The sequence below is a fragment of the Martinezella lusitana genome, assembly GCF_016901135.1.
GTDB classification, from domain to species: domain Bacteria; phylum Pseudomonadota; class Alphaproteobacteria; order Rhizobiales; family Rhizobiaceae; genus Rhizobium; species Rhizobium lusitanum_D.
In genome coordinates, this window is record NZ_JAFEVL010000062.1 from 92215 (window position 1) to 114114 (window position 21900).

Below are 21900 nucleotides of genomic sequence, written 5' to 3' on the forward strand. Positions count from 1 at the left end.
GCCGCCGATTATCAGGGCTCAGTCGCAAATGTGCGCAACTGGCTCTGCAATCAGCCGAGCGCGCGCGACGGAGGTTTAAGGTGCGCCGAAGTGGTTCGGCCCAGGCCCAGGCCCGCCAAACCCCGACCCTTGCTCAAAGCCCGGGAAGGGCGGTGGCGCATCGTCGCGCGCCGGCGGCACGTCGAGATAGCTCATGATGTTTTCAACGTGGCTGACCTGCGAGCGCAGGCTGTCGAGCGACTTGCCCGTGAGGTTCGTGCCCGCGGGCAATTGTGCTGTCAGCGGATTCTCATAGCGGCCGTTGACGCGCAGTTCATAGTAGAGATGCGGGCCGGTGGAGTAGCCGGTCGAGCCGACATAGGCGATGACCTGGCCCTGAGTGACGCGCTGGCCGATGCGCAAGTCCGATGGTGTTGCGGAAATATGGGCATAGGTGGTCTCATAGCCGCCGTCGTGACGGATGCGGACATATTTGCCGTAGCCCGTTTCCCAAGAGATCTTTTCGACGACGCCATCGCCGGCAGCCTGGATCGGGCTGCCCATCGGTGCGCGGAAATCGACGCCGTTATGGAACTTCTTCACGCCGAGGATGGGATGGATGCGCCAGGCGAAACCGTCGCCAAGCGTGCCGTTCGGCACGGGACGGTGCACAAGCGACTTGGCGATCGAATGGCCGCCTTCATCGTAGAATTCCGACGGCTCTTCGCCACTATTTTTGTGCAGATAGAAGCGGTGCGTGTCGCCGTCGGCATGGAACTCGATGAACATCAACTCGTTCTTGCCATCCTCCGCCCTGCGGAAGAGCAGATCGACGCTGTCGGGCGCATCTTCGATGCTCGTCAGCGAAATGCCCTTGGCCTTGGCAAGCTTGACGAGCTGCGAGGCGCACTCCCTGGTCAGGCCGGCCTTCTCGAGCTTGGCGCTGATTGTCGTCTCGTCGTTCCCGTCAACGTCCTTGAGATCGACGGCAGCTACCTCCGTCGAGGCAGGCAATTCGGCCTGGCTTTCGCTATAGAGCGTGGAAAACAGCTGGTCATTGGCCATCGGCACAAAGCTGTCGGCATCGTCGCGCGCGACGACGCGCTCGGGCGTCTTGTCGCCGCTGAGGCGGGCCATGATCAGCTTCGGGCGTGCATTCGGGCCCTTCTTCTCCAGCAGCAGCTCCAGGCTGTCGCCGGGGGAAACCGTGTCGGTCTCAAGCGCGCGTTGCAGCTCATCGCCAGCGTCGCTGCTGAGGCCCGCGGATGCGAGGATGTCCTGCAGATCCTGCTTGTCCTTCGGCATGGAGACGAGCTTGTGGAACTCGCGACCCGACTCGCCCGTGGTTGCCCTCGAAACGCTGACGTTCAGCGGAACGCCGCGAACGGGGAAGCGGGAGCGCCGAACAGCATCATAATGCGTGGTCTGCGGATAGATGCCATGGCGGATATCCGACAGCGACGGCGGCGAGAACGCCACCTCATCGGCACGTTCGCCGCCATAAGAGGCGTTGATGGCACCGAGATTGCCGTCGGAGCTTGCGGGTTCCGCCGATTTGAAAACCAACGTCGTGCGGTGATAAGTGAAAATGCGGGTTTCGCCGCTCGAGGTCTTCTCTGCCACCTGCGCGAAACGGGCACCATCGAAACGCTGCTTTGCGGCGGCGATGCGGGTGCTCTTGCGCAGCGCGGGCTGCGGGCGCGCAAGCTGGGTGGTGCGCATCGGCACGGCCTGCTCGATGGTATGATGCGCCAGCAATGGATAGAGCACGCTCGCGAGAAGGCCGAAGGAGGCGGTGCCGGCCAGGCTGATGGCGATCAGATGGCGAAGATGTGGGGAGCGAGGCAGAAATGGAATGTGAAATTCATGATGCGGCCGCGCCTGCATCGCAGCTTCTGCAGGAAATTGGACGCGCAATGGACTTTCGACCATGAAGTGAGGAACCCTGCAGACTGCGGTGGGCCCAAACTAGGGCAAATCATGGCGAAATCTAGGCAAATATTACGAGTCTGTTAATTGCCGTGATCGTCCACAGGTCCAGATTCGCGCGTTCCGGATGATTCGTCAACCGAAGATGGTGTCGTAGAGCAGCTTGAAGTTCAGCACCAGAATGATTGCCGCGACCAGCCAGGAGATAATGGCAACACTTCTCGACACGACGAAATTGCCCATTTTCTCGCGATTCGTGACGAATTGGACCAGCGGAATGACCGCAAAAGGCAGCTGCATGGACAGGACGACCTGGCTGAGCACGAGCAGATTGGCAGTACCTTTTTCACCATAAATAGCGGTCACGAACACAACCGGAATAATTGCGAGGCCGCGGGTCAAAAGTCGCCTTGCCCAGTGCGGAATCCGCAGGCGGAGGAAGCCTTCCATTACGATCTGACCCGCGAGCGTCGCCGTGACAGTCGAATTGAGGCCGGAGGCGAGCAGCGCGATGGCAAAGAGGGTGGAGGCGATGCCGAGGCCGAGCAGCGGCGACAGCAGTTCATATGCCTGGCCGATCTCGGCAACGTCGGCATGGCCGCTATCGTGGAAGGCGGCGGCGGCAACGATCAGGATCGCGGCATTGACGAAGAGCGCCAGCATCAGAGCGATGGTGCTGTCGAGGGTTGCCCATTTGATGGCGTCGCGGCGGCCTTCGTCATTGCGCTTATAGGCGCGGGTCTGCACGATCGAGGAATGCAGGTAGAGATTATGCGGCATGACGGTCGCGCCGATGATGCCCATGGCGATGTAGAGCATTGCAGGATTGGTGACGATCTCGGGCGAGGGGATGAAGCCGTGGAGGATGCCTGCGATCGGAGGCGCGGCAGCGACGATCTGCACGGCAAAACAGGTGGCGATGACGATCAGCAGCGCGATGACGAAGGCTTCGAGATAGCGGAAGCCCTTGTTCATCAGAAGCAGCAGCAGAAAGGCGTCGAGCGCGGTGATCAGCGCGCCGCCGATCAGCGGAATTCCGAAAAGCAGCTGCAGAGCGATCGCCGTGCCGATGACTTCGGCGAGGTCGCAGGCAATGATGGCCAGCTCACAGGCAAACCATAGGGCCAGGTTGACGGGCCGCGGATAGTGATCGCGACAGGCCTGCGCGAGATCACGGCCGGTAACGATGCCGAGCCGGGCCGACAAGGCCTGCAACAGGATCGCCATCAGGTTGGACAGCATGATGACGGCAAGCAGCGTGTAGCCGAATTGCGAGCCGCCCGCGATGTCCGTCGCCCAGTTGCCGGGGTCCATGTAACCGACGGAGATCATATAGCCCGGTCCAAGGAAGGCGATCATGCGCCGGACCCAGGTGCCGGTATGGGGAACATTGATCGTGGAATTGACTTCGGAAAGGCTTGGGCGGTCGTCCTCGTCGGCGCTCGCGAATTTCCATGCGCGGTCTTGCGCGGCGGCTTCCTGAATTTGCGTCATGCGGGCTCCGGGAGGATCGAATTTTGAAGTGACTAAATAAATATGCTGGATATCAACATTATGCAATAGGCTATATTTCATGGTTTTGGCATTTTATCGGGCGGCAAAATGCCCTTGCCTATGCCGTCGTCGGCGGAGTTGACGCCGCCGCTACTGCTGGGAGGAGAGGGGTTCCACGCTCGTGGAGGGAGGTCCGTCGCCGGAAAGATAGTCGTCGACTATCGGCGATAACGACGCGCCTTATGAGGAGGGGCACCTGTCGCGCCAACCCCACTGTCGCGCTTGTACGCGGGCATTGAAAACCTTCCGTCGCGTCATGCCGCGCGGCGGAAGGCTGCTTTCAGCTGTCGCCTAGCCGGCGGCGTCGTGCTTGGAAATGGAATCCCGGACCACGCCATATTGGCTGCCCCAACGATCGGTCATCTCAGCGCGGATATCCCAGAGATCGGGAAAGAAGCGATGGCGGGCGCCAGCCTGCAACAGGTCGACCGGCCGGCCTTTCAGGGATTTCGAACCGAGCCCGATGGAGCGCTGGATCAGATAGATGTGGTTGGCGCGGAATTTCTGGAACAGTTCGTCGAATTCCACCAGGGCTTCCGCGACCACGTAGCTGTCGCCGTGATCGTATTTGCCGTCATAGATATCCTCGATCGTCAGTCCGGCGGCATCGAGATAATGCGCCTTGAAGGCGTGCCAGAGGTCGGGCGGCATGCGCAGCAGGAACTTGAAGCCGGGCGATTCCTGGCCGCTGCCGTTGCCGAGCTGCAGGCGGATCTCCTGGTATTCCTTTGGCGACATGGTTTCCAGGAGGTCGAGCTGGGTCGTCATCATGCGCATGAGCCGATGCACGCGGCCCATGAGGGTTACGACGCGGTGCGTGTTGCGCTCTTCCATGAAGCCGATGACGTCGACCAGCGAGTAGGCGATGAGCTTCATCCAGAGCTCTTCCACCTGGTGAACGATCTGAAACTGCAGTTCGTCGCCGTTGACCATTCCGCTCAGCGGCTTTTGACAGGCAAGCAGCTTGTCGCATTGCAGGTAGACGCCGTAGTCGCGCATGTCGGGTGCTTCGATACGGGCGTAGTATTCTTCCTTTTGCATCTTCGTTCCCTTTTCATCCGGCCCGCGGCCGCCAAGCTGTTTGCTCTTCCGGAAGGATACGAAATTTCGGCTTGAACATTGTTCCAATTTGTCACTCAAAATCGGAAAATAGGAGTACGATCGATCATTTTTAGCGATATGGAAAGAACGATGAAATTGGACGCACTGGATCACAAGATCATTGCCGCGCTGGAGGCCGACGCCCGGATCTCGTTTGCGGCACTCGCCGAGCTGGTCGGCCTCAGCAAGACGCCGTGCTGGAAGCGGGTGAAGGCGCTTGAGGAGGCGGGCGTGATCAGGGGCTACAGGACGGCGCTCGATCCGGCCCGGCTGGGTTTCGGCCTGGAGGCTTTCGTGCAGGTCTCGATCGATGTCGAGCGTTTCGATGTCTTCGAAGCCGCCGTGCGACGCCATCCGTTGATCTGGCGCTGTCATGCGACGACCGGCGAGGCCGATTATCTCCTGCATATTCTGGCCACCGACATGGCGGCGCTCGACTGGCTGCTGCGGCAGGAGCTCAACAGGCTGCCCGGCGTGCGGCACACCGTGACATCGATGTCGACCCGGGAGATCAAGTCGGACATCTCGCTTGCCGAAGCCATGCGGCATGCCGGTGAATAACTATCGGTCTCAGCTGCGCCGCATCGAGCCGATCAGGCTGCGCACCAGCTTCTCGCCGACATCGACCACCGCAAACGACTTGCCCGATCGCAGCCATTCGGCAAAAAGACCGTTCATGGAGCATTGGAAGGCGCGGGCGGCGGTGTCGATGGTCCAGCCGCTCGCGAGCTTGCCTTGCTGGTCGGCCATGTCGATCAGCTTCTGCAGTTTTTCGTACATTTCGGCGTTGGCGGTGATGATACGCTGGGCAGTCTCGGAGGGGTCCTCGGTGAATTCGCAGCCGAGGATCATAATGGCAAAGACGCGCTGCTGTTGCTCGTCATTCGCCAGGATATGCACGACCTCGATCGAGGCCTGCTCGATCAGGCCCAGAGGATCGTCGTGGCCATGCTCCAGCGCATGATCGACGATCGCCTCCTGCGGCAGGCGGATTTCGCTATGCAGCGCCGTCAAAACCTCGGCCTTGTCCTTGAAATGCCAGTAGATCGCGCCGCGTGTTACGCCGGCACGCTGGGCGATCTTCTCCAGGCTCGAACCGCTTATGCCGTTTTCATAGAAAACCGCGGCGGCCGCGATCAGGACTTCCTCTCTGGTCTTGGCGGCATCTTCCTTGGTTCTGCGCATGCTCCTCCTCGAAGCTTCCTCGAGACGAAAGGGGTCATTTCGCCTCATTCCATGTATTTGATTTCATACGCTAATATCTGAGTGCCGTACGCGGCTCACGATATCGAGCAAAAAAGTCACGTCGATTTGATATTTACAATCATTCATGTATGTTTGTATATTGCGGCGCAACAAAAATGTCTGAGATCGCGGTGATTTTCCCATGACGACGCATATTTCCCTCCTCCTGCGCAGCAGTCTCGCCGCAGCCGGACTGCTCATTTTCGCCGTGTTTCCCTCCCTCGCGCAGCAGGCCGGACAAATGCCGCCGCCGCAGGTGACGGCAATCGAGGTCAAGCCCCAGACCGTATCGCTCTCCTACGAATATGCTGCGCGCATCTCTGCCTTTAGGCAAGTCGATGTGCGGGCTCGCGTGGGCGGTATCCTGTTGAAAAGAAACTTTGTCGAAGGCGCCGAGGTCAAGGCCGGCGACGTGCTCTTCCTCATCGATCCGGCGACCTTCCAGGCAGCGCTTGCCCAGTCCAAGGCGCAGCTTCAGCAGGCGCAGGCGCAGTTGACCCAGGCACAGCGGGAGGAAAAGCGCAATGTCACTCTCTTCGAGCAGAACGCCGTCACGCAGAAGGCGCGCGACGACGCCATTTCGACGCGGCAGCTGGCGGAAGCGGCGGTCGCCGCCGCGCAGGCACAGCTCCAGACGGCGCAGCTCAATCTCGACTATACCCAGGTGACGGCTCCGATCGGTGGCATCACCAGCCTCGAGCAGGTCTCCGAAGGAAGCCTGATCGGCACCACGGGCGATACCGGCCTGCTCACCAACATCACCCAGCTCGATCCGGTCTATGTCAATTTCTCCTTCTCGGATTCCGAGGCTGCCGAAGTGCGCCGGCTCATCGACATGAAGAAGGCCAAGGGCGAAGCGCCTAATCTCGGCGTCAAAATCTCCTTCGGCGACGGCACGAGCTATGATCATGACGGCGTCGTCGATTTCACCTCCTCCACGATCGATGTCTCGACCGGCACGCTGCAGGCCCGCGCCGTGGTCGACAATCCCGAGCGCCGGCTGCTGCCGGGCCAGTTCGTGCGCGCCAGGGTGACAGGCGTGTCGCTCGACAATGCCATCACGATCCCGGAAGTGGCATTGATGCAGAGCCCGCAGGGGCAATTCGTCTACACGATCGACCAGGACGGCAAGGCACACGTCAATCCGGTGACGCTCGGCCAGAAGGTCGGCAACAGCTGGCTGGTGCTTTCCGGCCTCAAGGCCGGCGACAAGCTGATCACCGAAGGCATCATCAAGGTCCGCCCGGGCGCAGCTGTGCAAGCGACGGTGGATGCAACGCCTAAAGACGCGAAGAAGGTGGTGCAGAACTGATGTTGGGCAACAGATTTTTTATCGATCGCCCCGTTTTCGCGGCGGTGATCTCGATCGTCATTCTGCTTGCGGGCGCTGTCTGCATCCGCATTCTGCCGATCGCGCAATATCCCGAACTGACGCCGCCGCAGGTTGTGGTCACCGCGACCTATCCCGGCGCCAGCGCCGAGACGGTGGCGCAGACCGTTGCCGCACCGTTGGAGCAGCAGATCAACGGCGTCGAAAACATGCTCTACATGCAGTCGACGAACTCCAACAGCGGCGCGATGCAGATCACGGTCACCTTCGCGCTCGGCACGGATCCGGACCAGGCGGCGATCAACGTCAACAACCGCGTGCAGCGTGCGGTCTCGACCCTGCCGCAGGACGTCACACGCCTCGGCGTCGTCGTCACCAAGCGTTCGACGTCCATCCTCGGCTTCGTCGCGATGTATTCCACCGACAGCCGCTACGACCGCACCTATGTCGGCAACTACGCGCTTCTGAACGTCATCGACGATCTCAAGCGCATTCCGGGCATAGGTGACGTCAACCTGCTCGGCGATGTCGACTATTCGATGCGTATCTGGCTGCGGCCGGACAAGCTGGCGCAGTACAATCTGACGCCGAGCGATGTCGCGACCGCGATCCAGGAGCAGAATTCGCAATTTGCCGCCGGCCGGTTCGGCGACCAGCCGAGCAAAAATCCGCAGGCCTTCACCTATACTGTCACGACGCAGGGGCGCCTGCCCGATGTCGACGCTTTCGGCGATATCATCCTGCGCTCGACGGCCAACGCCGCGACGCTGAGGCTGAAGGACGTGGCGCGCATCGAGCTCGGCACCAAGAGCTATTCGGTGCAGAGCAGCCTCAACGGCACGCCGGCGATCCCGATCGCCGTCTATCTGCAGCCGGGCGCCAATGCGTTGAACACGATGGCCGCGCTCAAGAGCCGTCTGGACGAGCTGCAAAAGTCGTTCCCGCAAGGGGTCGCCTATCAGATCCCCTACGACACGACGAAGTTCATCCAGGTGTCGATCGAGGAGGTGGTGCACACCTTCATCGAGGCGATCCTTCTCGTCATCGTCGTCGTCTTCGTCTTCCTGCAGAATTGGCGCGCGACGCTGATCCCTGTCATCGCCGTGCCCATCTCGATCATCGGCACCTTCGCCGGCATGTATCTGCTCGGCTTCTCGATCAACCTTCTGACGCTGTTCGGATTGGTGCTGGCGATCGGTATCGTTGTCGACGACGCCATCGTCGTGCTCGAAAACGTCGAGCGTCTGATGTCGACGGAGAAGCTGTCGCCGAAGAAGGCGGCCATCAAGGCGATGGGCGAAGTCACAGGTCCCGTCATCGCCATCGTGCTGGTGCTCTGCGCCGTGTTCATCCCGGTCTCCTTCATGGGCGGGCTGGCGGGCCAGATGTACAAGCAGTTCGCGGTCACCATCGCGATCTCGGTCACGCTATCAGGCATCGTGGCGCTGACGCTGACGCCGGCACTCTGCGCGCTGATCCTGAAGCCCGGGCATCATGAGCCGGTGCTGCCCTTCCGCATCTTCAACCGTGCTTTCGAGCGGCTGACGGAGGGTTATGCCGCCGGTGTCGCCTTCTTCCTGAAGCGTGTCATCGTCGGCTGCGTGCTCGTTGCCGGCCTGCTCGGCGTGACCGGCTATCTCTTCTATACGCTGCCGGGTTCGCTGGTGCCGGACGAGGACCAGGGCTCGCTGTTCCAGATCGCCATCCTGCCGCCGGCTGCCTCGCTCACGCGTACGCAGGCCGTTATGGATGAGGCACTCGTCAACACCGAGAAGCTTCCCGGCGTCGAGAATGTCTTTGCGGTCTCCGGCTTCGACCTGCTGTCGGGCGGCCTGAAGAGCAGCGCCGGCGTCGCCTTCGTGACGCTTAAGGACTGGAGCGAGCGCAAGACGCCCGAACTCGACGCCCGCAATCTCGCAGGCCCGCTGATCGGCGCCAACATGGGCATCAAGGATGCCATGGTGCTTGCCTTCAACCCGCCGCCGATCCAGGGCTTGTCGACGACAGGCGGTTTCGAGGTCTATGTGCAGGACCGTAGCGGCAAGGGCGTCGCGGGGCTTTCGGAGCAAGCGCAGAAGCTTGTCGCGGCCGCCTCCAAGCGGCCGGAGCTTGCAGCGGTTCGCACGACGCTCGACACCAACGTCCCGCAGTTCCGCGCCGATCTCGACCGCGAGAAGGCCAAGGCGCTCGGCGTGCCGATCAACTCCGTCTTCGACGCCATGCAGGCGACCTTCGGCAGCCTCTACGTGAACGATTTCACGCTCTACGGCCGCAATTATCAGGTCAACCTGCAGTCGGAAGCGCCCTTCCGCGAATCGCCTGACGATCTGCGCCAGGTCTTCGTGCGGTCCGACAGCGGCAAGATGATCCCGCTCGATGCGCTCATCAAGGTGACGCGCGTCATCGGACCGGACCAGCTCGAACGCTATAACGCCTTCAACGCCGCCAAGATCACCGGTAATCCGGCGCCTGGCTATACATCAGGCGATGCGATCAAGGCCATGCAGCAGGTGGCGGCCGAGACCTTGCCTGAGGGATTCCAGATCGCCTGGACGGGCTCTGCCTATCAGGAGCTGGAGACCAGCGGTGCCGGCACGCAGGCAATGGTCTTCGGCGTCATCATGGTGTTCCTGATCCTTGCCGCGCAGTATGAAAAATGGAGCCTTCCGCTTGCCGTCATCACAGCGATCCCCTTCGCGCTGTTCGGCGCGCTGCTCGCCACCTATCTGCGGGGACTCACCAACGACGTCTACTTCCAGATCGGCATGGTGACGCTGATCGGCCTGGCCGCGAAGAACGCCATCCTGATCGTCGAATTCGCCGTGCTGAAACGTAAGGAAGGGATGAGTGCGGCTGACGCGGCACTCGAGGCGGCGCGGCTGCGCTTCCGCCCGATCGTGATGACATCGCTCGCCTTCATCCTTGGCGTCGTGCCGCTCGCCATCAGCACCGGCGCCGGCTCGGCCAGCCGCCATGCGATCGGCACCGGCGTCATCGGTGGCATGCTGGCGGCAACCTTCATCGCCACCTTCTTCATCCCGATGTTCTACCGCCTGATCGCCTGGAAACAGCCGAAGCCGGAAGAGGATGACGAAGACGAGGCGATCGATCATCGGCCGCATGCACAGGCGGCGGAGTAGGATTTCCTGCTCCGCGCTCAGGCCGGTGGCGGGCTGTTGAGCGTGACGGACTTGAAATAGGTCTGGAAGCGCTTCGTGTCGCGGGTCAGCAAGGAAAGACCGCTAACGGCTGCATGAGCACCAATGAAGAAATCGGGCAGGACACCGCTGCGTGTCCCGCCCGATTTGCGATATCGAGTGAAAACCTTGGCGGCAAGGAAGAGCGCTGCCCGCGGGATGGGCAGGATGTCGAGGCCGGTTTCGGCGAGCATGGCTTCGAGATCTTCTATCCTGTCGTAACGAACCGAAATTTCGGCATAGACGACATCGTTGATGCATAGAGGCCCGAGAAGGCTTGCGCCATCGAGCTGCGCCAGCGACCAATCATACCATACCGGATCATTCGTGATGATATCCAGGAGGATATTGGAATCGACGAGGATCACGTCAGTCGTCGCCGCGCGTCAGTGCCATGATCTCGTCCGTGCTCATGCCCTTTCCGGCATGGCCGCGAAACTTGGCAAACCGGCTGACCTGCTTGCCTGCATCCACCGGAACGACGATGACATTGCCATTGGCCGTCCGGCGAAAATCGACCTGGCTTCCAGGCCCGATTCCAAGCATGTCGCGAACGGCCTTTGGAATCGTGACCTGTCCCTTTGCTGTAACGGTCGTACTCATTGCGTACCTCGGTAATGATCTCCAAAATAGAGGTATTACTTTTGGTGGCCGAGTTCAAGGCAACCGGCCTATGTGCCGGTCCGCCGGACGATCACATCGGCGGCACGGTGCCGTTGAGGCCGACGGCGACGCGGTCGGCGGAAACCGTGGTGTCGTTTGTCTGCTCTCCGGTGATGAAGACGCCGGCACCGGGCTTCAGATCGGCCTTCGTGGCCGCCGCCAGCGTTACGACGGGCGTGCCCTTGGGAATGTTGATCTTGCGCTGTCCGCCCTTGTAGGTGAGCGTCAATGTCGGGCCGTTTACCGAAGTCACGGCATTGGCGACCGTCGCATTGGTCATGGAGCTGTTCGGCTTCGAATCCCAAGGGCGGTCGCCCTCTCCCGTTCCCTTCATCGCGGCGGGAAAGATGACGACTTCTATGGCGCCGTTGATGCCGCTGTCGGTTGGTTGCGAGGCGATGCCGACGAAATCGCCAGGCTTGATGTCGCCGACCGCCGCCTGGACGACACCGCCGACGTTCAAGCCGGATTTCAGCACGACCGTCACGTCTTTGCCATCACGGGATTTGACTTTGAGCGTATCGCCATCGAGGCTTTCGACGGTGCCGCGCACCTTGACGCGCTCGGCGGCATCAACGCTTTGCAGCGCGGCGAACATTGCGACGGTGAGCGTCAGCGCACCCGTGATCAGGCGTTTGCGATGCATGGCAGTGTCTCCCTTGAAATAACGGCCATGCGGGCAGCCGGCCGTGTTTGATGCGTGGCTGAAGCCGGCCGGTGGCATTCCTTGCGCAGGCCGGCTGATATGACCATCGACGCAACGATCCTATGCGCCGGCTCTGTCGTTCGCCATTCAAACAAGCGTGAGATGAGGCTATGTTCCGCCCGAGAATTGATTGGAAAAAACCGGAATAAGTGCAGAAACATCAAACTTTGCTTAACGTTTGACGTTAAACTTGGGTGGTTGTCTCGAAATCCCTATCGCGCCATCGCGCTGGGTTGGGGAGGTTGGAGAACCGATATGACCGCGATTCGTCCACTTCTGATCGGTATCATTCTGATTCTGGCACTGGTCTTGATTGCGCTCAGCATCCTGCTGGTCGATCCTGCTCAGCCGCTGCGCCAATCCGATAGCCTCATACCCATGCAGACCGAGCCCACGCAGCAGCGGCCATAGCAGGCGGTGTCGGTCAGCTCGAAGGGGTAAAGCGCGCCACCAGGCTGTGACGATCGCCGGGATAGGTGAGACGGACATGGGTTATCGGGCCGGTGGAACTCCAGGTGCGCCGTTCGACGACAAGGCAGGCGGTCCCCTTGGGAACGTCAAGGCTCGCGGCGGCCTCGCCCTCGGCGGATATGGCACGGATTTGGTGTTCAGCGGTGCTCCAGGGCACCTGGTTCAGCAACCAGGGGCCTGGTGGCAAGGTCGCGAAGTCGGCCTTGGCCGCCTCCGGCACGGCATCGAGGTTGATGACGCGATCTTCCAGACAGAAGGGTCGCGGGCCGGCATAGTGAATGCAGCTGATTTCGAGCACCGGGACGGAGCCTGCAAACTGCAGCCGCCGCGCGTCCTCCGGCCGGTCGCGCCGCTCGGTGCGTTTCACGAGTTTGTGCGAATAGGGCAGGTTGAGCGACTGGACTTCCGACTTGATGTCGTGGATTTCCAGCACGGCCGATTGCGCCAGCGGATGGGTGACGAAACTGCCCGAGCGCTTTCGCCGCTCGATCAGGCCGGCACGGGCAAGCTGGGTCAGCGCCTTGTTCACGGTCATGCGCGAGCAGTCATATTGCTCCGCCAAGGCCAGCTCGAAGGGAATGCGATGACCCGGCGGCCAGGCGCCCGAGACGATCTGGCCCTCGATATCGCTCAGGATACGCTGATGCAGGGTCGCCTCTTTGCCCGTCGTCATGCCGCCTGCCATTTCCGTGTAAGACATGGGAATCCCCGTGAATTATTTAAGGACCAATCGGCGGGAGGAAAAGCGGTTTCTTAACCGATCAGTTCAGCCATCGCCTGGCGGAATCGCGCGGAGATTGTCTCCCTCCTGACGTGACGACCGCCTTCGACCTGCTTGCGGCCCAGGACCCAGACGCCGTCGACCGTGACGCCGCCGGCAAATGTCCAGTGATCGAGAACGCGGTTGCCGGAGAGATAGGGCACGGCGCTGGCATCGAGGGAAACCATGTCGGCGTAGTTGCCGACGGCAAGCCCAGCCGGCGCCTTCAGGGCCACGCCGCCGCCGGCAAGCGCGCCATCGAACAACATCCGGGCCGTCGAGCCGCCTGTGGAGGCGATGACGTTACGGGCACGCAAGGCCAGCCGCTGCGAATATTCCAGCTGCCGCAGTTCTTCGGGAACGGAGATCAGGATGTTGGAATCCGAGCCGATGCCATAACGGCCGCCTTCCTCCAGGAAGAGAGGGGCGGCAAAGGCGCCGTCGCCGAGATTGGCCTCGGTGATGGGGCAGAGGCCGGCGATCGCGCCGCTTTTCGCCATCCGCCGGGTTTCATCCTCGGTCATATGCGTCGCGTGGATCAGGCACCAACGGTCATTGACGGGAGCATTGTCGAGCAGCCACTGCACGGGGCGGGCGCCCGACCAGGCGATGCAATCCTCGACTTCTTTCACCTGCTCGGCGACGTGAATATGGATCGGCCCGTCGCCGGCCATGGGCACGAGCTTTGCCAGCTCCTGTGGCGTCACGGCCCGCAGGCTATGCGGCGCAAGGCCGAGTTCAGCGCCAGGCAAACGGCTGGCGACAGCGCGGCAGCCAGCCATAAGGGCCTCGAAGCGGTCGAGTGAATTGATGAAACGACGCTGGCCATCGATGGGGGCCGCGCCGCCGAAGCCGGAATGGGCGTAGAAGACGGGCAGGAGCGTCAAGGCTATGCCGGTTTCGGCGCTGGCCGCGCCGATGCGTTCCGCCAGCTCGGCGATATTGGCATAGGGGCTACCATCCTTGTCATGGTGCAGATAGTGGAATTCGCCGACGCGGGAGAAGCCCGCTTCCAGCATTTCCATATAGAGCTGCGCCGCGACGGCCTCGACATGGTCGGGGGTCATCGACAGCGCGAATTTATACATGACGGTGCGCCAGCTCCAGAAGCTGTCATTCGCCGGGCCGCGAACTTCCGCAAGGCCGGCCATGGCGCGCTGGAAGGCGTGGCTATGCAGGTTCGGCATCGCCGGCACGAGAATATCCTGCCTGGTGTCGCCGCCTTCGGGTGCGACACCGACGGCGATATCGGCAATGCGGCCGCCTTCGAGGGTCAGCCGCACATTCTCGTGCCATCCGTCGCCAAGCAGTGCCGAGCGTGCATGAAGTGTCGTCATGGTCTCACCCTTTCCTTTCGGACTTGGAGTCCAAAATCCCTCTTGTCAGCCTTTTTAATATGTATATACATTATGAACCAACGAGGAAAGGCGTAAAGCTGATGCGTGGGAACAATTTTTCCGAAGATAGCACGGGAAGCGACGGCGCAAGCCGCGTCTGGCGCAATGCCCGTCTGGCGACCTTGAAAGAGGGCGCGGCTCGGCTCGGCATTGTCGAGAAGGGCGCGATCCTGACGAAAGATGGCCGTATCGTTTTTGCCGGCAGCGAAGCGGACCTGCCCGATGTTGCGGATGCGGAGAGCATCGATCTCGAGGGACGCTGGGTCACGCCCGGCCTCGTGGATTGCCACACGCATATCGTCTATGGCGGCAACCGCGCGCGCGAATTCGAGATGCGGCTGGAGGGCGCGAGCTACGAAGAGGTAGCCCGCGCCGGCGGCGGCATCGTCTCCTCCGTCAACGCCACGCGTGCGCTGTCGGTGGATGAGCTTGTTACCGTCGCGCTGCCACGGCTCGACACGTTGCTGGCCGAAGGTGTCACCACCATCGAGGTGAAGTCCGGCTACGGTCTCAATATCCCATCCGAACTGAAGATGCTGCGGGCTGCCCGCAAGCTGGAGACAGTCCGTCCCGTCCGGGTCGTGACCTCCTATCTCGGCGCGCATGCGACGCCGGCGGAGTATAAAGGCCGCAACGGCGACTATATCGACGATGTCGTGCTGCCCGGATTGAAGCAGGCGCATGCCGAAGGCCTTGTCGATGCCGTCGACGGCTTCTGCGAAGGGATCGCCTTCTCGACGGCGGAAATCGCTCGGGTCTTCGATCTTGCAAAGTCGCTCGGCATTCCGGTGAAGCTGCATGCCGAACAGCTTTCCAATCTCGGCGGCGCCAAGCTTGCGGCCTCCTACCGAGCGCTTTCCGCCGATCATGTCGAATATCTCGACGAGGACGGCGTCAGGGCCATGGCGGCGGCGGGAACGGTTGCCGTACTCCTGCCGGGCGCCTTCTATGCCATCAACGAGAAGCAGAAGCCGCCGGTCAAGGCGCTGCGCGAGGCGGGCGTCTCGATCGCTATCGCCACGGACTCCAATCCAGGTACGTCGCCCCTGACGTCGCTGCTTCTGACCATGAACATGGCTGCCACACTTTTCCGCCTGACGGTCGAGGAATGCATTGCTGGCGCCACCCGCGAAGGCGCGCGTGCCCTTGGCCTGCTGTCCGAGACGGGGACGCTCGAAGCCGGCAAGTCGGCTGATTTTGCCATCTGGGATGTCGAAAGCCTTGCGGAGCTGGTCTATCGCATTGGCTTCAACCCACTCCGCACTCATGTCTTCAAGGGAAAAAGGTTCAACCGATGACTGTCGTTCTCCATCCCGGCTCCGTCTCGCTGCAGCAACTGGCGACGATCTATTGGACTGGTGAGCCGGCTAAGCTCGATGCCTCCTTCGATGCAGGTATCGCCAAGGCCGCCGCCCGTATCGCCGAGATTGCCGCCGGCAACGCGCCGGTCTATGGCATCAACACCGGCTTCGGCAAACTGGCATCCATCAAGATCGACAGCGCCGATGTCGCCACGCTTCAGCGCAATCTCATCCTGTCCCATTGCTGCGGCGTCGGCCAGCCGCTGCCTGACAATGTCGTCCGTCTCATCATGTCGCTGAAGCTGGTTTCGCTCGGGCGCGGTGCTTCGGGCGTGCGGCTCGAGCTGGTGCGGCTGATCGAGGGCATGCTTGAAAAGGGTGTCGTGCCCGTCATTCCCGAAAAGGGCTCGGTCGGCGCATCGGGTGATCTTGCTCCGCTCGCACATATGACCGCCGTCATGATGGGTCACGGCGAAGCCTTCTATGCTGGAGAGCGACTTTCGGGCGCGGCAGCGCTTGAAAAGGCCGGCCTGAAGCCGGTCGTACTGGCCGCCAAGGAAGGGCTGGCGCTCATCAACGGCACCCAGGTTTCGACGGCGCTGGCACTTGCCGGTCTTTTCCGCGCTCACCGCGCCGCCCAGGCAGCTCTCATCACCGGCGCCATGTCGACGGACGCGGCCATGGGCTCCTCGGCGCCGTTCCATCCTGATATCCATACGCTGCGCGGCCACAAGGGCCAGATCGATACCGCCGCCGCCCTTCGCGGCCTGCTTGCGGGCTCGGTGATCCGCGAGAGCCATATCGAGGGCGACGAGCGCGTGCAGGATCCCTATTGCATCCGCTGCCAGCCGCAGGTCGACGGCGCCTGCCTCGATCTCTTGCGCTCTGTGGGACGTACGCTTGAAATCGAAGCCAACGCGGTCACCGACAATCCGCTTGTCCTGTCGGATAATTCCGTCGTGTCCGGCGGCAACTTCCATGCCGAGCCGGTTGCTTTCGCCGCCGACCAGATCGCCCTTGCCGTTTGCGAGATCGGTGCTATCGCGCAACGCCGCATCGCGCTTCTGGTCGATCCCGCGCTGAGCTACGGTCTACCGGCCTTCCTCGCCAAGAAGCCGGGCCTGAATTCCGGCCTAATGATTGCCGAGGTGACGTCAGCGGCACTGATGTCTGAAAACAAGCAGATGTCGCACCCGGCCTCCGTCGATTCGACACCGACCTCCGCCAACCAGGAAGACCATGTGTCCATGGCCTGCCACGGCGCGCGCCGCCTGCTCGGCATGACCGACAATCTCTTCGGCATCATCGGCATCGAAGCGCTGACCGCCGCCCAGGGCGTCGAGCTGCGCGCGCCGCTGACGACCAGCCCGGAATTGACCCTTGCCATATCGGCGATCCGCGCCGTCGTCTCGTCGCTCGAAGAAGACCGCTACATGGCAAACGACCTTAAGGCCGCCAGCGACCTCATCGCATCAGGCGCGCTCAATGCCTCGATTTCACCCGACATCCTGCCCTCCTTGGAGATGTGATATGACCAACCCACGCCATAATATCCGCGAAATCCGCTCACCTCGCGGCCCGGAGCTCAACGCCAAGAGCTGGATGACCGAAGCGCCGCTGCGCATGCTGATGAACAATCTCGATCCGGACGTGGCTGAAAACCCGAACGAGCTGGTCGTTTACGGTGGCATCGGCCGTGCCGCCCGCACTTGGGACGATTTCGACCGCATCGCCGCGACATTGAAGACGCTGACCGAGGAAGAGACGCTGCTGGTGCAGTCCGGCAAGCCGGTCGGCGTGTTCCGCACCCACAAGGATGCGCCGCGCGTGCTGATCGCCAATTCCAATCTCGTGCCGCACTGGGCGACCTGGGATCACTTCAACGAGCTGGATAAGAAGGGCCTTGCCATGTACGGCCAGATGACGGCCGGCTCGTGGATCTATATCGGTACGCAGGGCATCGTTCAGGGCACCTACGAGACCTTCGTCGAGGCCGGCCGCCAGCATTACAACGGCAGCCTCAAGGGCAAGTGGATCCTGACCGGCGGCCTCGGCGGCATGGGCGGCGCACAGCCGCTGGCGGCCGTCATGGCCGGCGCCTGCTGCATCGCCGTCGAGAGCGACGAAACCCGCATCGATTTCCGCCTGCGCACCCGCTATGTCGACGAGAAGGCAAAGACGCTCGATGAAGCGCTTGCCATGATCGACAAGTGGACGAAGGCTGGCGAAGCGAAGTCTGTCGGCCTGCTCGGCAACGCTGCCGAGATCTTCCCGGAACTGGTGAAGCGCATGAAGGCCGGCGGTCCGCGCCCGGACATCGTCACCGACCAGACCTCGGCCCATGATCCGTTCAACGGCTACCTGCCGCTTGGCTGGACCGTGGCCGAAGCCAAGGCGAAGCGCGAGAGCGACCCGAAGGCCGTTGAAGCTGCCGCCCGCGCCTCGATGAAGGTGCATGTGGAAGCAATGGTCGCCTTCTGGGATGCCGGCGTGCCGACGCTCGACTACGGCAACAACATCCGCCAGGTCGCCAAGGACGAGGGCCTCGAAAACGCCTTCGCCTTCCCTGGCTTCGTGCCCGCCTATATCCGCCCGCTCTTTTGCCGCGGCATCGGTCCGTTCCGCTGGGCTGCCCTGTCCGGCGATCCGGAGGATATCTACAAGACCGACGCCAAGGTGAAGGAACTGACCCCCGGCAACACCCATCTGCACAACTGGCTGGACATGGCGCGCGAGCGCATCGCCTTCCAGGGCCTGCCCGCACGCATCTGCTGGGTCGGCCTCGGCGATCGCCATCGCCTCGGCCTCGCCTTCAATGAAATGGTCAGGAGCGGCGAGCTGAAGGCGCCCGTCGTCATCGGCCGTGACCACCTGGACTCCGGCTCGGTCGCTTCGCCGAACCGCGAGACAGAAGCGATGAAGGACGGCTCGGATGCCGTTTCCGACTGGCCGCTCTTGAATGCGCTGCTCAACACCGCCTCCGGCGCCACCTGGGTGTCGCTGCACCATGGCGGCGGCGTCGGCATGGGCTTCTCACAGCATTCCGGCATGGTCGTCTGCGCCGACGGCACGGATGATGCCGCCCGCCGTCTGGAGCGCGTTCTCTGGAACGACCCGGCAACCGGCGTCATGCGCCATGCCGATGCGGGTTACGACATCGCCATCGATTGCGCCAAGGAGCAGGGCCTGCGCATGCCGGCCATCCTGGGGAACTGAGATGAAGCTGCTGCGCGCCAGTGACCACAAGCGCATGCCCTGGAAAAACGGCGGCGGTGAAACGGTGGAGATCGCCGTTTCGCCAGACGGCGTCGGGCTTGCCGATTTCGACTGGCGCGTCAGCATGGCGACGGTTGCCACGGATGGGCCGTTCTCGGTCTTTCCGGGCATCGATCGCACACTATCCATCCTCGAGGGCGAGGGCATGACCCTCTTCATCGAGGGTCGCGAGCCCGAGCGCCTGACGCAGGAAAGCGACCCACTATCCTTTGCGGCAGATGCGCCGACATCAGCGACTTTGATCGACGGGACGATCACGGATCTCAACGTGATGACGCGGCGGGGACGCTTCACGCATTCGGTGCGGCGCGTTTCCGTTGATGGAAATAGCAAGGTTGAGCTTAAGAGCGAGACCGCATTGATTCTTTGCCATCGGGGAAGTGCCGAAATCAACGGTACGGTCCTGGCTGCAGGCGATTGCCTGGTCCTCTCGAACGAGACTTCCGCGCGGTACCCGATTTCGGGTTCGGCGCAATTGTTCCTCATCGAAATCGAGGCGCTATAGTTGGCTGTCAGCCGCTCTTGTGCTTGACACCTGCGCACCCCGGTTATCCTATCACCGCATAGCGAAGGGATGCCCCGATGAGCGACGATCAACCTCCCGCCGATAGCAAGCTCACAAACTCCAAGCGCCGCTGGGCGGCGGAGGGCAAGTTTCTGACCGGGCGGATCAGCCGGCCGGAGACCGAGCGGCTGCCGCCGGGGCAGCATCTCGTCAAGAACTGGCCGGTGCTCGATCTCGGGGAGCAGCCGCAGGTCTCGCTGTCGAGCTGGCGGCTCGATGTGTTCGGGTTTGTGGAAAGGCGGCTCAGCCTTGATTGGGCCACTTTCCAGGCGATCGAACAGAGCACCCGCATCAGCGACATTCATTGCGTGACGACCTGGTCGCGCTACGACAATCGCTGGGAGGGAGTGGCGACTCGCGATCTGCTGGATCTCGTCATGCCGACGAGCGAAGCGCATCATGTGCTGCTGACCAGCTATGACGGCTATACGACAAACCTGCCGCTTTCGGATTTTGCCGCCGAGGACGCGATCCTCGCCACCGCCTGGGAAGGCCAGCCGCTGACGCGCGAGCATGGCGGGCCAATGCGTCTGGTGGTGCCGCATCTCTATTTCTGGAAAAGCGCGAAGTGGCTGAGCCGTATCGAGCTTATCGGCGTCGACAGGGCCGGTTTCTGGGAGAAGAACGGCTATCACATCTACGGCGATCCCTGGCGTGAGCAGCGTTATTCCGACGATTGACGCCTGCACGATGTTGGAGGGTAGAGGGTGCCGCCGAAGCAAATCCGGCAGAGATCGCGATTTCTTATGTCACCGTGTCAATTTTTGATGGCCCCGACATCGGTTTGCGGCTTTGCAAGCCGCAATGATGGGCGTATTCAATGATCGTATGATTGCCGTCGGCGGAGCCCGACCACCCCTGAACCCCATTCTTTGAAATTCCATGCCATGACCGTTGTCCGGACCACAGAGCAGCCTTCCGAAACCAGTTTCGGCCGGCAATCCCGCATTATCGCCTTCGTCGTCGCCGTCGCCTTCTTCATGCAGATCCTCGACGGCACCATCGTCACGACGTCACTGCCGCAGATGGCGAGCACATTCGGCGTCGAGCCAGTGTCGATGAGCATCGGCATCACGGTCTATCTGCTCACCATGGCGGCTTTCGTTCCGCTTGCGGGCTGGGCGGGCGACCGCTATGGCGCGCGGCGGGTGTTTCTGGCGTCGATCACCATCTTCACCGTGGCATCGCTGTTTTGCGCCCTTTCCGGCAACCTCACCGAGTTCGTCATTGCCCGTGCCGTTCAGGGTATCGGCAGCGCGCTGATGACGCCTGTGGGACGCATCATCGTGCTCAGAAATGCGCGCAAATCCGATCTGGTGCATGCGATGTCGATGATCACCTGGCCGGCGCTAACGGCGCCCGTCATCGGCCCGGTGCTCGGCAGCTTCATCACTACCTATCTGAGCTGGCACTGGAACTTCCTGATCAACCTGCCGATCGGCATCATCGGCCTCGGCCTCGTCCTGCGCTTCGTGCCGGATCAGCGCGAGGAGAAGGTTGCGCCGCTCGATTTCGTCGGCTTCCTGCAGTCGGCGGCAGGGTTGACCTTCCTGCTCGCCGGTCTCGAATTCGTCGTCCAGGGCACGACCGCTCTCGTGGCAAGCGTCGGGCTGATCGCCGCCGGCGTGGTCTTTTCCGTCATCGCCACCCGGCATTTCATGCGGGTCGATGCACCCTTGCTCGATCTCTCCGCCTTCAAGGTCCAGACCTTCGCCATGTCGACGCTCTCTGCCGGCACGGCTAGCCGGGTGGCGATCAACGCCACGCCCTTCCTGCTGCCGCTGCTCTTCCAGGTGGGCTTCGGTCAGTCGGCGATTAATGCCGGCACTTATCTTCTGTTCTACTTTGCCGGCAATCTCGGCATGAAGGCGATCACGACGCAAATGCTGCGAGCCTTCGGCTTTCGCAATGTGCTCGTCGTCAATGGCCTGATCTCATCCTTATGCATCGGCGGTTTCGCATTTCTGTCGCCATCGACGTCGAACTGGCTGATCTATTGTCTGCTGCTGGCGGCCGGCCTGTCACGATCGATGAATTTCACCGCGCTGAATACGCTCGGTTTTGCCGATATCCATGCTTCCCAGCGCAGTTCCGCCTCGACGCTGTCAAGCATGCTGCAGCAGGTTTCGCTGCTGCTCGGCGTTGCAGTCGCTGCCGCCGTTCTCAATCTCTCGCGCACCATTCATGGCGGCGAAACGCTGTCTCTCATCGATTTTCACTGGGCTTTCCTCGTCGTCGCCGTGATCGGCGCCGTCTCCTCGCTGCGTTTCATCAGCCTGCCGCACGATGCCGGCGCGGAGGTGTCGCGGCACAAAATCAACACGTCGTCAAAACCTTCAAACTCTTAACGATATTGAGATACAAGCCGCTGTAAATCGGTTAACGAGTTCCCATATAAATGGAGCTTTAACCCCCACAGGAGGCAG

Annotated in this window: 19 protein-coding genes; 10 read left to right on the forward strand and 9 right to left on the reverse strand. The window is 61.8% G+C overall.

Going from position 1 to position 21900, the window contains the following annotated elements; all coding sequences use genetic code 11:
* Positions 1 to 75: 75 nt before the first annotated feature.
* From JTP94_RS26875 to JTP94_RS26885, 3 genes are all read right to left on the reverse strand, one after another.
* Positions 76 to 1866: a M23 family metallopeptidase gene (locus JTP94_RS26875; protein WP_246755371.1), complete on the reverse strand. Its 1791-nt coding sequence runs from the start codon at positions 1864 to 1866 to the stop codon at positions 76 to 78.
* 177 nt (positions 1867 to 2043) lie between these two features.
* Positions 2044 to 3402 carry an Nramp family divalent metal transporter gene (locus tag JTP94_RS26880; RefSeq protein WP_204853461.1) on the reverse strand — a complete coding sequence of 453 codons (1359 nt, stop codon included), beginning with the start codon at positions 3400 to 3402 and terminating at the stop codon, positions 2044 to 2046.
* 351 nt (positions 3403 to 3753) lie between these two features.
* Positions 3754 to 4503, reverse strand: a complete 750-nt coding sequence (locus JTP94_RS26885) for a tryptophan 2,3-dioxygenase family protein (protein WP_204853462.1) — start codon at positions 4501 to 4503, stop codon at positions 3754 to 3756.
* A 150-nt stretch (positions 4504 to 4653) separates the two neighbouring features.
* Between JTP94_RS26885 and JTP94_RS26890 the strand changes: the two genes are divergently transcribed.
* Complete coding sequence (locus JTP94_RS26890) at positions 4654 to 5124, forward strand: Lrp/AsnC family transcriptional regulator (RefSeq protein ID WP_034509262.1); 471 nt, start codon at positions 4654 to 4656, stop codon at positions 5122 to 5124.
* A gap of 9 nt (positions 5125 to 5133) precedes the next feature.
* On the opposite strand, the gene JTP94_RS26895 is transcribed toward JTP94_RS26890, so the two are convergent.
* Complete coding sequence (locus tag JTP94_RS26895) at positions 5134 to 5748, reverse strand: TetR family transcriptional regulator (protein WP_204853463.1); 615 nt, start codon at positions 5746 to 5748, stop codon at positions 5134 to 5136.
* A gap of 202 nt (positions 5749 to 5950) precedes the next feature.
* Between JTP94_RS26895 and JTP94_RS26900 the strand changes: the two genes are divergently transcribed.
* Both JTP94_RS26900 and JTP94_RS26905 read left to right on the forward strand, forming a co-directional pair.
* Complete coding sequence (locus tag JTP94_RS26900) at positions 5951 to 7120, forward strand: efflux RND transporter periplasmic adaptor subunit (RefSeq protein ID WP_204853464.1); 1170 nt, start codon at positions 5951 to 5953, stop codon at positions 7118 to 7120.
* On the forward strand, positions 7120 to 10278 hold the full coding sequence (locus tag JTP94_RS26905) for an efflux RND transporter permease subunit (RefSeq protein ID WP_204853465.1): 3159 nt from the start codon (positions 7120 to 7122) through the stop codon (positions 10276 to 10278). The genes JTP94_RS26900 and JTP94_RS26905 overlap by 1 nt, the downstream gene beginning before the upstream one ends.
* A gap of 17 nt (positions 10279 to 10295) precedes the next feature.
* Here the strand turns inward: JTP94_RS26905 and JTP94_RS26910 are convergent, their stop codons facing one another.
* The 3 genes from JTP94_RS26910 to JTP94_RS26920 all read right to left on the reverse strand — a co-directional run bounded on the left by JTP94_RS26910 (position 10296) and on the right by JTP94_RS26920 (position 11644).
* Positions 10296 to 10703: a type II toxin-antitoxin system VapC family toxin gene (locus JTP94_RS26910; RefSeq protein WP_204853466.1), complete on the reverse strand. Its 408-nt coding sequence runs from the start codon at positions 10701 to 10703 to the stop codon at positions 10296 to 10298.
* A 1-nt stretch (position 10704) separates the two neighbouring features.
* Positions 10705 to 10938: an AbrB/MazE/SpoVT family DNA-binding domain-containing protein gene (locus JTP94_RS26915; RefSeq protein WP_204853467.1), complete on the reverse strand. Its 234-nt coding sequence runs from the start codon at positions 10936 to 10938 to the stop codon at positions 10705 to 10707.
* A gap of 91 nt (positions 10939 to 11029) precedes the next feature.
* The gene (locus tag JTP94_RS26920) at positions 11030 to 11644 is read right to left on the reverse strand and encodes a hypothetical protein (RefSeq protein WP_204853468.1); all 615 of its coding nucleotides are present in this window, start codon (positions 11642 to 11644) and stop codon (positions 11030 to 11032) included.
* A 315-nt stretch (positions 11645 to 11959) separates the two neighbouring features.
* Here JTP94_RS26920 and JTP94_RS26925 point away from each other — a divergent pair, with 315 nt between their 5' ends.
* On the forward strand, positions 11960 to 12115 hold the full coding sequence (locus tag JTP94_RS26925; RefSeq protein WP_167669529.1) for a hypothetical protein: 156 nt from the start codon (positions 11960 to 11962) through the stop codon (positions 12113 to 12115).
* Positions 12116 to 12128: 13 nt separating this feature from the next.
* Here JTP94_RS26925 and hutC read toward each other — a convergent pair whose 3' ends face one another.
* Together hutC and JTP94_RS26935 are read right to left on the reverse strand one after the other, a co-directional pair.
* The gene (gene hutC, locus JTP94_RS26930; RefSeq protein WP_037196184.1) at positions 12129 to 12848 is read right to left on the reverse strand and encodes a histidine utilization repressor; all 720 of its coding nucleotides are present in this window, start codon (positions 12846 to 12848) and stop codon (positions 12129 to 12131) included.
* 80 nt (positions 12849 to 12928) lie between these two features.
* Positions 12929 to 14272 (reverse strand): formimidoylglutamate deiminase, encoded by a 1344-nt coding sequence (locus JTP94_RS26935; protein WP_204853469.1) that lies wholly within the window; start codon positions 14270 to 14272, stop codon positions 12929 to 12931.
* A 101-nt stretch (positions 14273 to 14373) separates the two neighbouring features.
* Between JTP94_RS26935 and hutI the strand changes: the two genes are divergently transcribed.
* The 6 genes from hutI (at position 14374) to JTP94_RS26965 (ending at position 21822) form a co-directional block, all read left to right on the forward strand.
* Positions 14374 to 15630, forward strand: coding sequence for an imidazolonepropionase (gene hutI, locus JTP94_RS26940; RefSeq protein ID WP_204853470.1), 1257 nt, complete (start codon positions 14374 to 14376; stop codon positions 15628 to 15630).
* On the forward strand, positions 15627 to 17162 hold the full coding sequence (gene hutH, locus JTP94_RS26945) for a histidine ammonia-lyase (protein WP_204853471.1): 1536 nt from the start codon (positions 15627 to 15629) through the stop codon (positions 17160 to 17162). The genes hutI and hutH overlap by 4 nt, the downstream gene beginning before the upstream one ends.
* Before the next feature lies 1 nt (position 17163).
* Complete coding sequence (gene hutU / locus JTP94_RS26950; RefSeq protein WP_204853472.1) at positions 17164 to 18849, forward strand: urocanate hydratase; 1686 nt, start codon at positions 17164 to 17166, stop codon at positions 18847 to 18849.
* A gap of 1 nt (position 18850) precedes the next feature.
* A complete protein-coding gene (locus JTP94_RS26955) occupies positions 18851 to 19414 on the forward strand; it encodes a HutD family protein (RefSeq protein WP_204853473.1) in 564 nt (187 codons plus the stop codon).
* Between the two features lie 77 nt (positions 19415 to 19491).
* On the forward strand, positions 19492 to 20154 hold the full coding sequence (locus tag JTP94_RS26960; RefSeq protein WP_204853474.1) for a sulfite oxidase-like oxidoreductase: 663 nt from the start codon (positions 19492 to 19494) through the stop codon (positions 20152 to 20154).
* A 207-nt stretch (positions 20155 to 20361) separates the two neighbouring features.
* A complete protein-coding gene (locus JTP94_RS26965) occupies positions 20362 to 21822 on the forward strand; it encodes an MFS transporter (RefSeq protein WP_204853475.1) in 1461 nt (486 codons plus the stop codon).
* Positions 21823 to 21900: the final 78 nt, after the last annotated feature.

What these genes read in the sequence shown, in the direction of transcription:
- JTP94_RS26885 (WP_204853462.1), bottom strand. Translation starts at nt 4,503, where the DNA reads ATGCAAAAGGAAGAATACTACGCCCGTATCGAAGCACCCGACATGCGC.
- JTP94_RS26895 (WP_204853463.1), bottom strand. Translation starts at nt 5,748, where the DNA reads ATGCGCAGAACCAAGGAAGATGCCGCCAAGACCAGAGAGGAAGTCCTG.
- JTP94_RS26905 (WP_204853465.1), top strand. Translation starts at nt 7,120, where the DNA reads ATGTTGGGCAACAGATTTTTTATCGATCGCCCCGTTTTCGCGGCGGTG.
- JTP94_RS26955 (WP_204853473.1), top strand. Translation starts at nt 18,851, where the DNA reads ATGAAGCTGCTGCGCGCCAGTGACCACAAGCGCATGCCCTGGAAAAAC.
- JTP94_RS26900 (WP_204853464.1), top strand. Translation starts at nt 5,951, where the DNA reads ATGACGACGCATATTTCCCTCCTCCTGCGCAGCAGTCTCGCCGCAGCC.
- JTP94_RS26890 (WP_034509262.1), top strand. Translation starts at nt 4,654, where the DNA reads ATGAAATTGGACGCACTGGATCACAAGATCATTGCCGCGCTGGAGGCC.
- JTP94_RS26965 (WP_204853475.1), top strand. Translation starts at nt 20,362, where the DNA reads ATGACCGTTGTCCGGACCACAGAGCAGCCTTCCGAAACCAGTTTCGGC.
- hutC (WP_037196184.1), bottom strand. Translation starts at nt 12,848, where the DNA reads ATGACGACGGGCAAAGAGGCGACCCTGCATCAGCGTATCCTGAGCGAT.
- JTP94_RS26880 (WP_204853461.1), bottom strand. Translation starts at nt 3,402, where the DNA reads ATGACGCAAATTCAGGAAGCCGCCGCGCAAGACCGCGCATGGAAATTC.
- JTP94_RS26875 (WP_246755371.1), bottom strand. Translation starts at nt 1,866, where the DNA reads ATGCAGGCGCGGCCGCATCATGAATTTCACATTCCATTTCTGCCTCGC.
- JTP94_RS26960 (WP_204853474.1), top strand. Translation starts at nt 19,492, where the DNA reads ATGAGCGACGATCAACCTCCCGCCGATAGCAAGCTCACAAACTCCAAG.
- hutI (WP_204853470.1), top strand. Translation starts at nt 14,374, where the DNA reads ATGCGTGGGAACAATTTTTCCGAAGATAGCACGGGAAGCGACGGCGCA.
- JTP94_RS26920 (WP_204853468.1), bottom strand. Translation starts at nt 11,644, where the DNA reads ATGCATCGCAAACGCCTGATCACGGGTGCGCTGACGCTCACCGTCGCA.
- hutH (WP_204853471.1), top strand. Translation starts at nt 15,627, where the DNA reads ATGACTGTCGTTCTCCATCCCGGCTCCGTCTCGCTGCAGCAACTGGCG.
- JTP94_RS26915 (WP_204853467.1), bottom strand. Translation starts at nt 10,938, where the DNA reads ATGAGTACGACCGTTACAGCAAAGGGACAGGTCACGATTCCAAAGGCC.
- JTP94_RS26935 (WP_204853469.1), bottom strand. Translation starts at nt 14,272, where the DNA reads ATGACGACACTTCATGCACGCTCGGCACTGCTTGGCGACGGATGGCAC.
- hutU (WP_204853472.1), top strand. Translation starts at nt 17,164, where the DNA reads ATGACCAACCCACGCCATAATATCCGCGAAATCCGCTCACCTCGCGGC.
- JTP94_RS26925 (WP_167669529.1), top strand. Translation starts at nt 11,960, where the DNA reads ATGACCGCGATTCGTCCACTTCTGATCGGTATCATTCTGATTCTGGCA.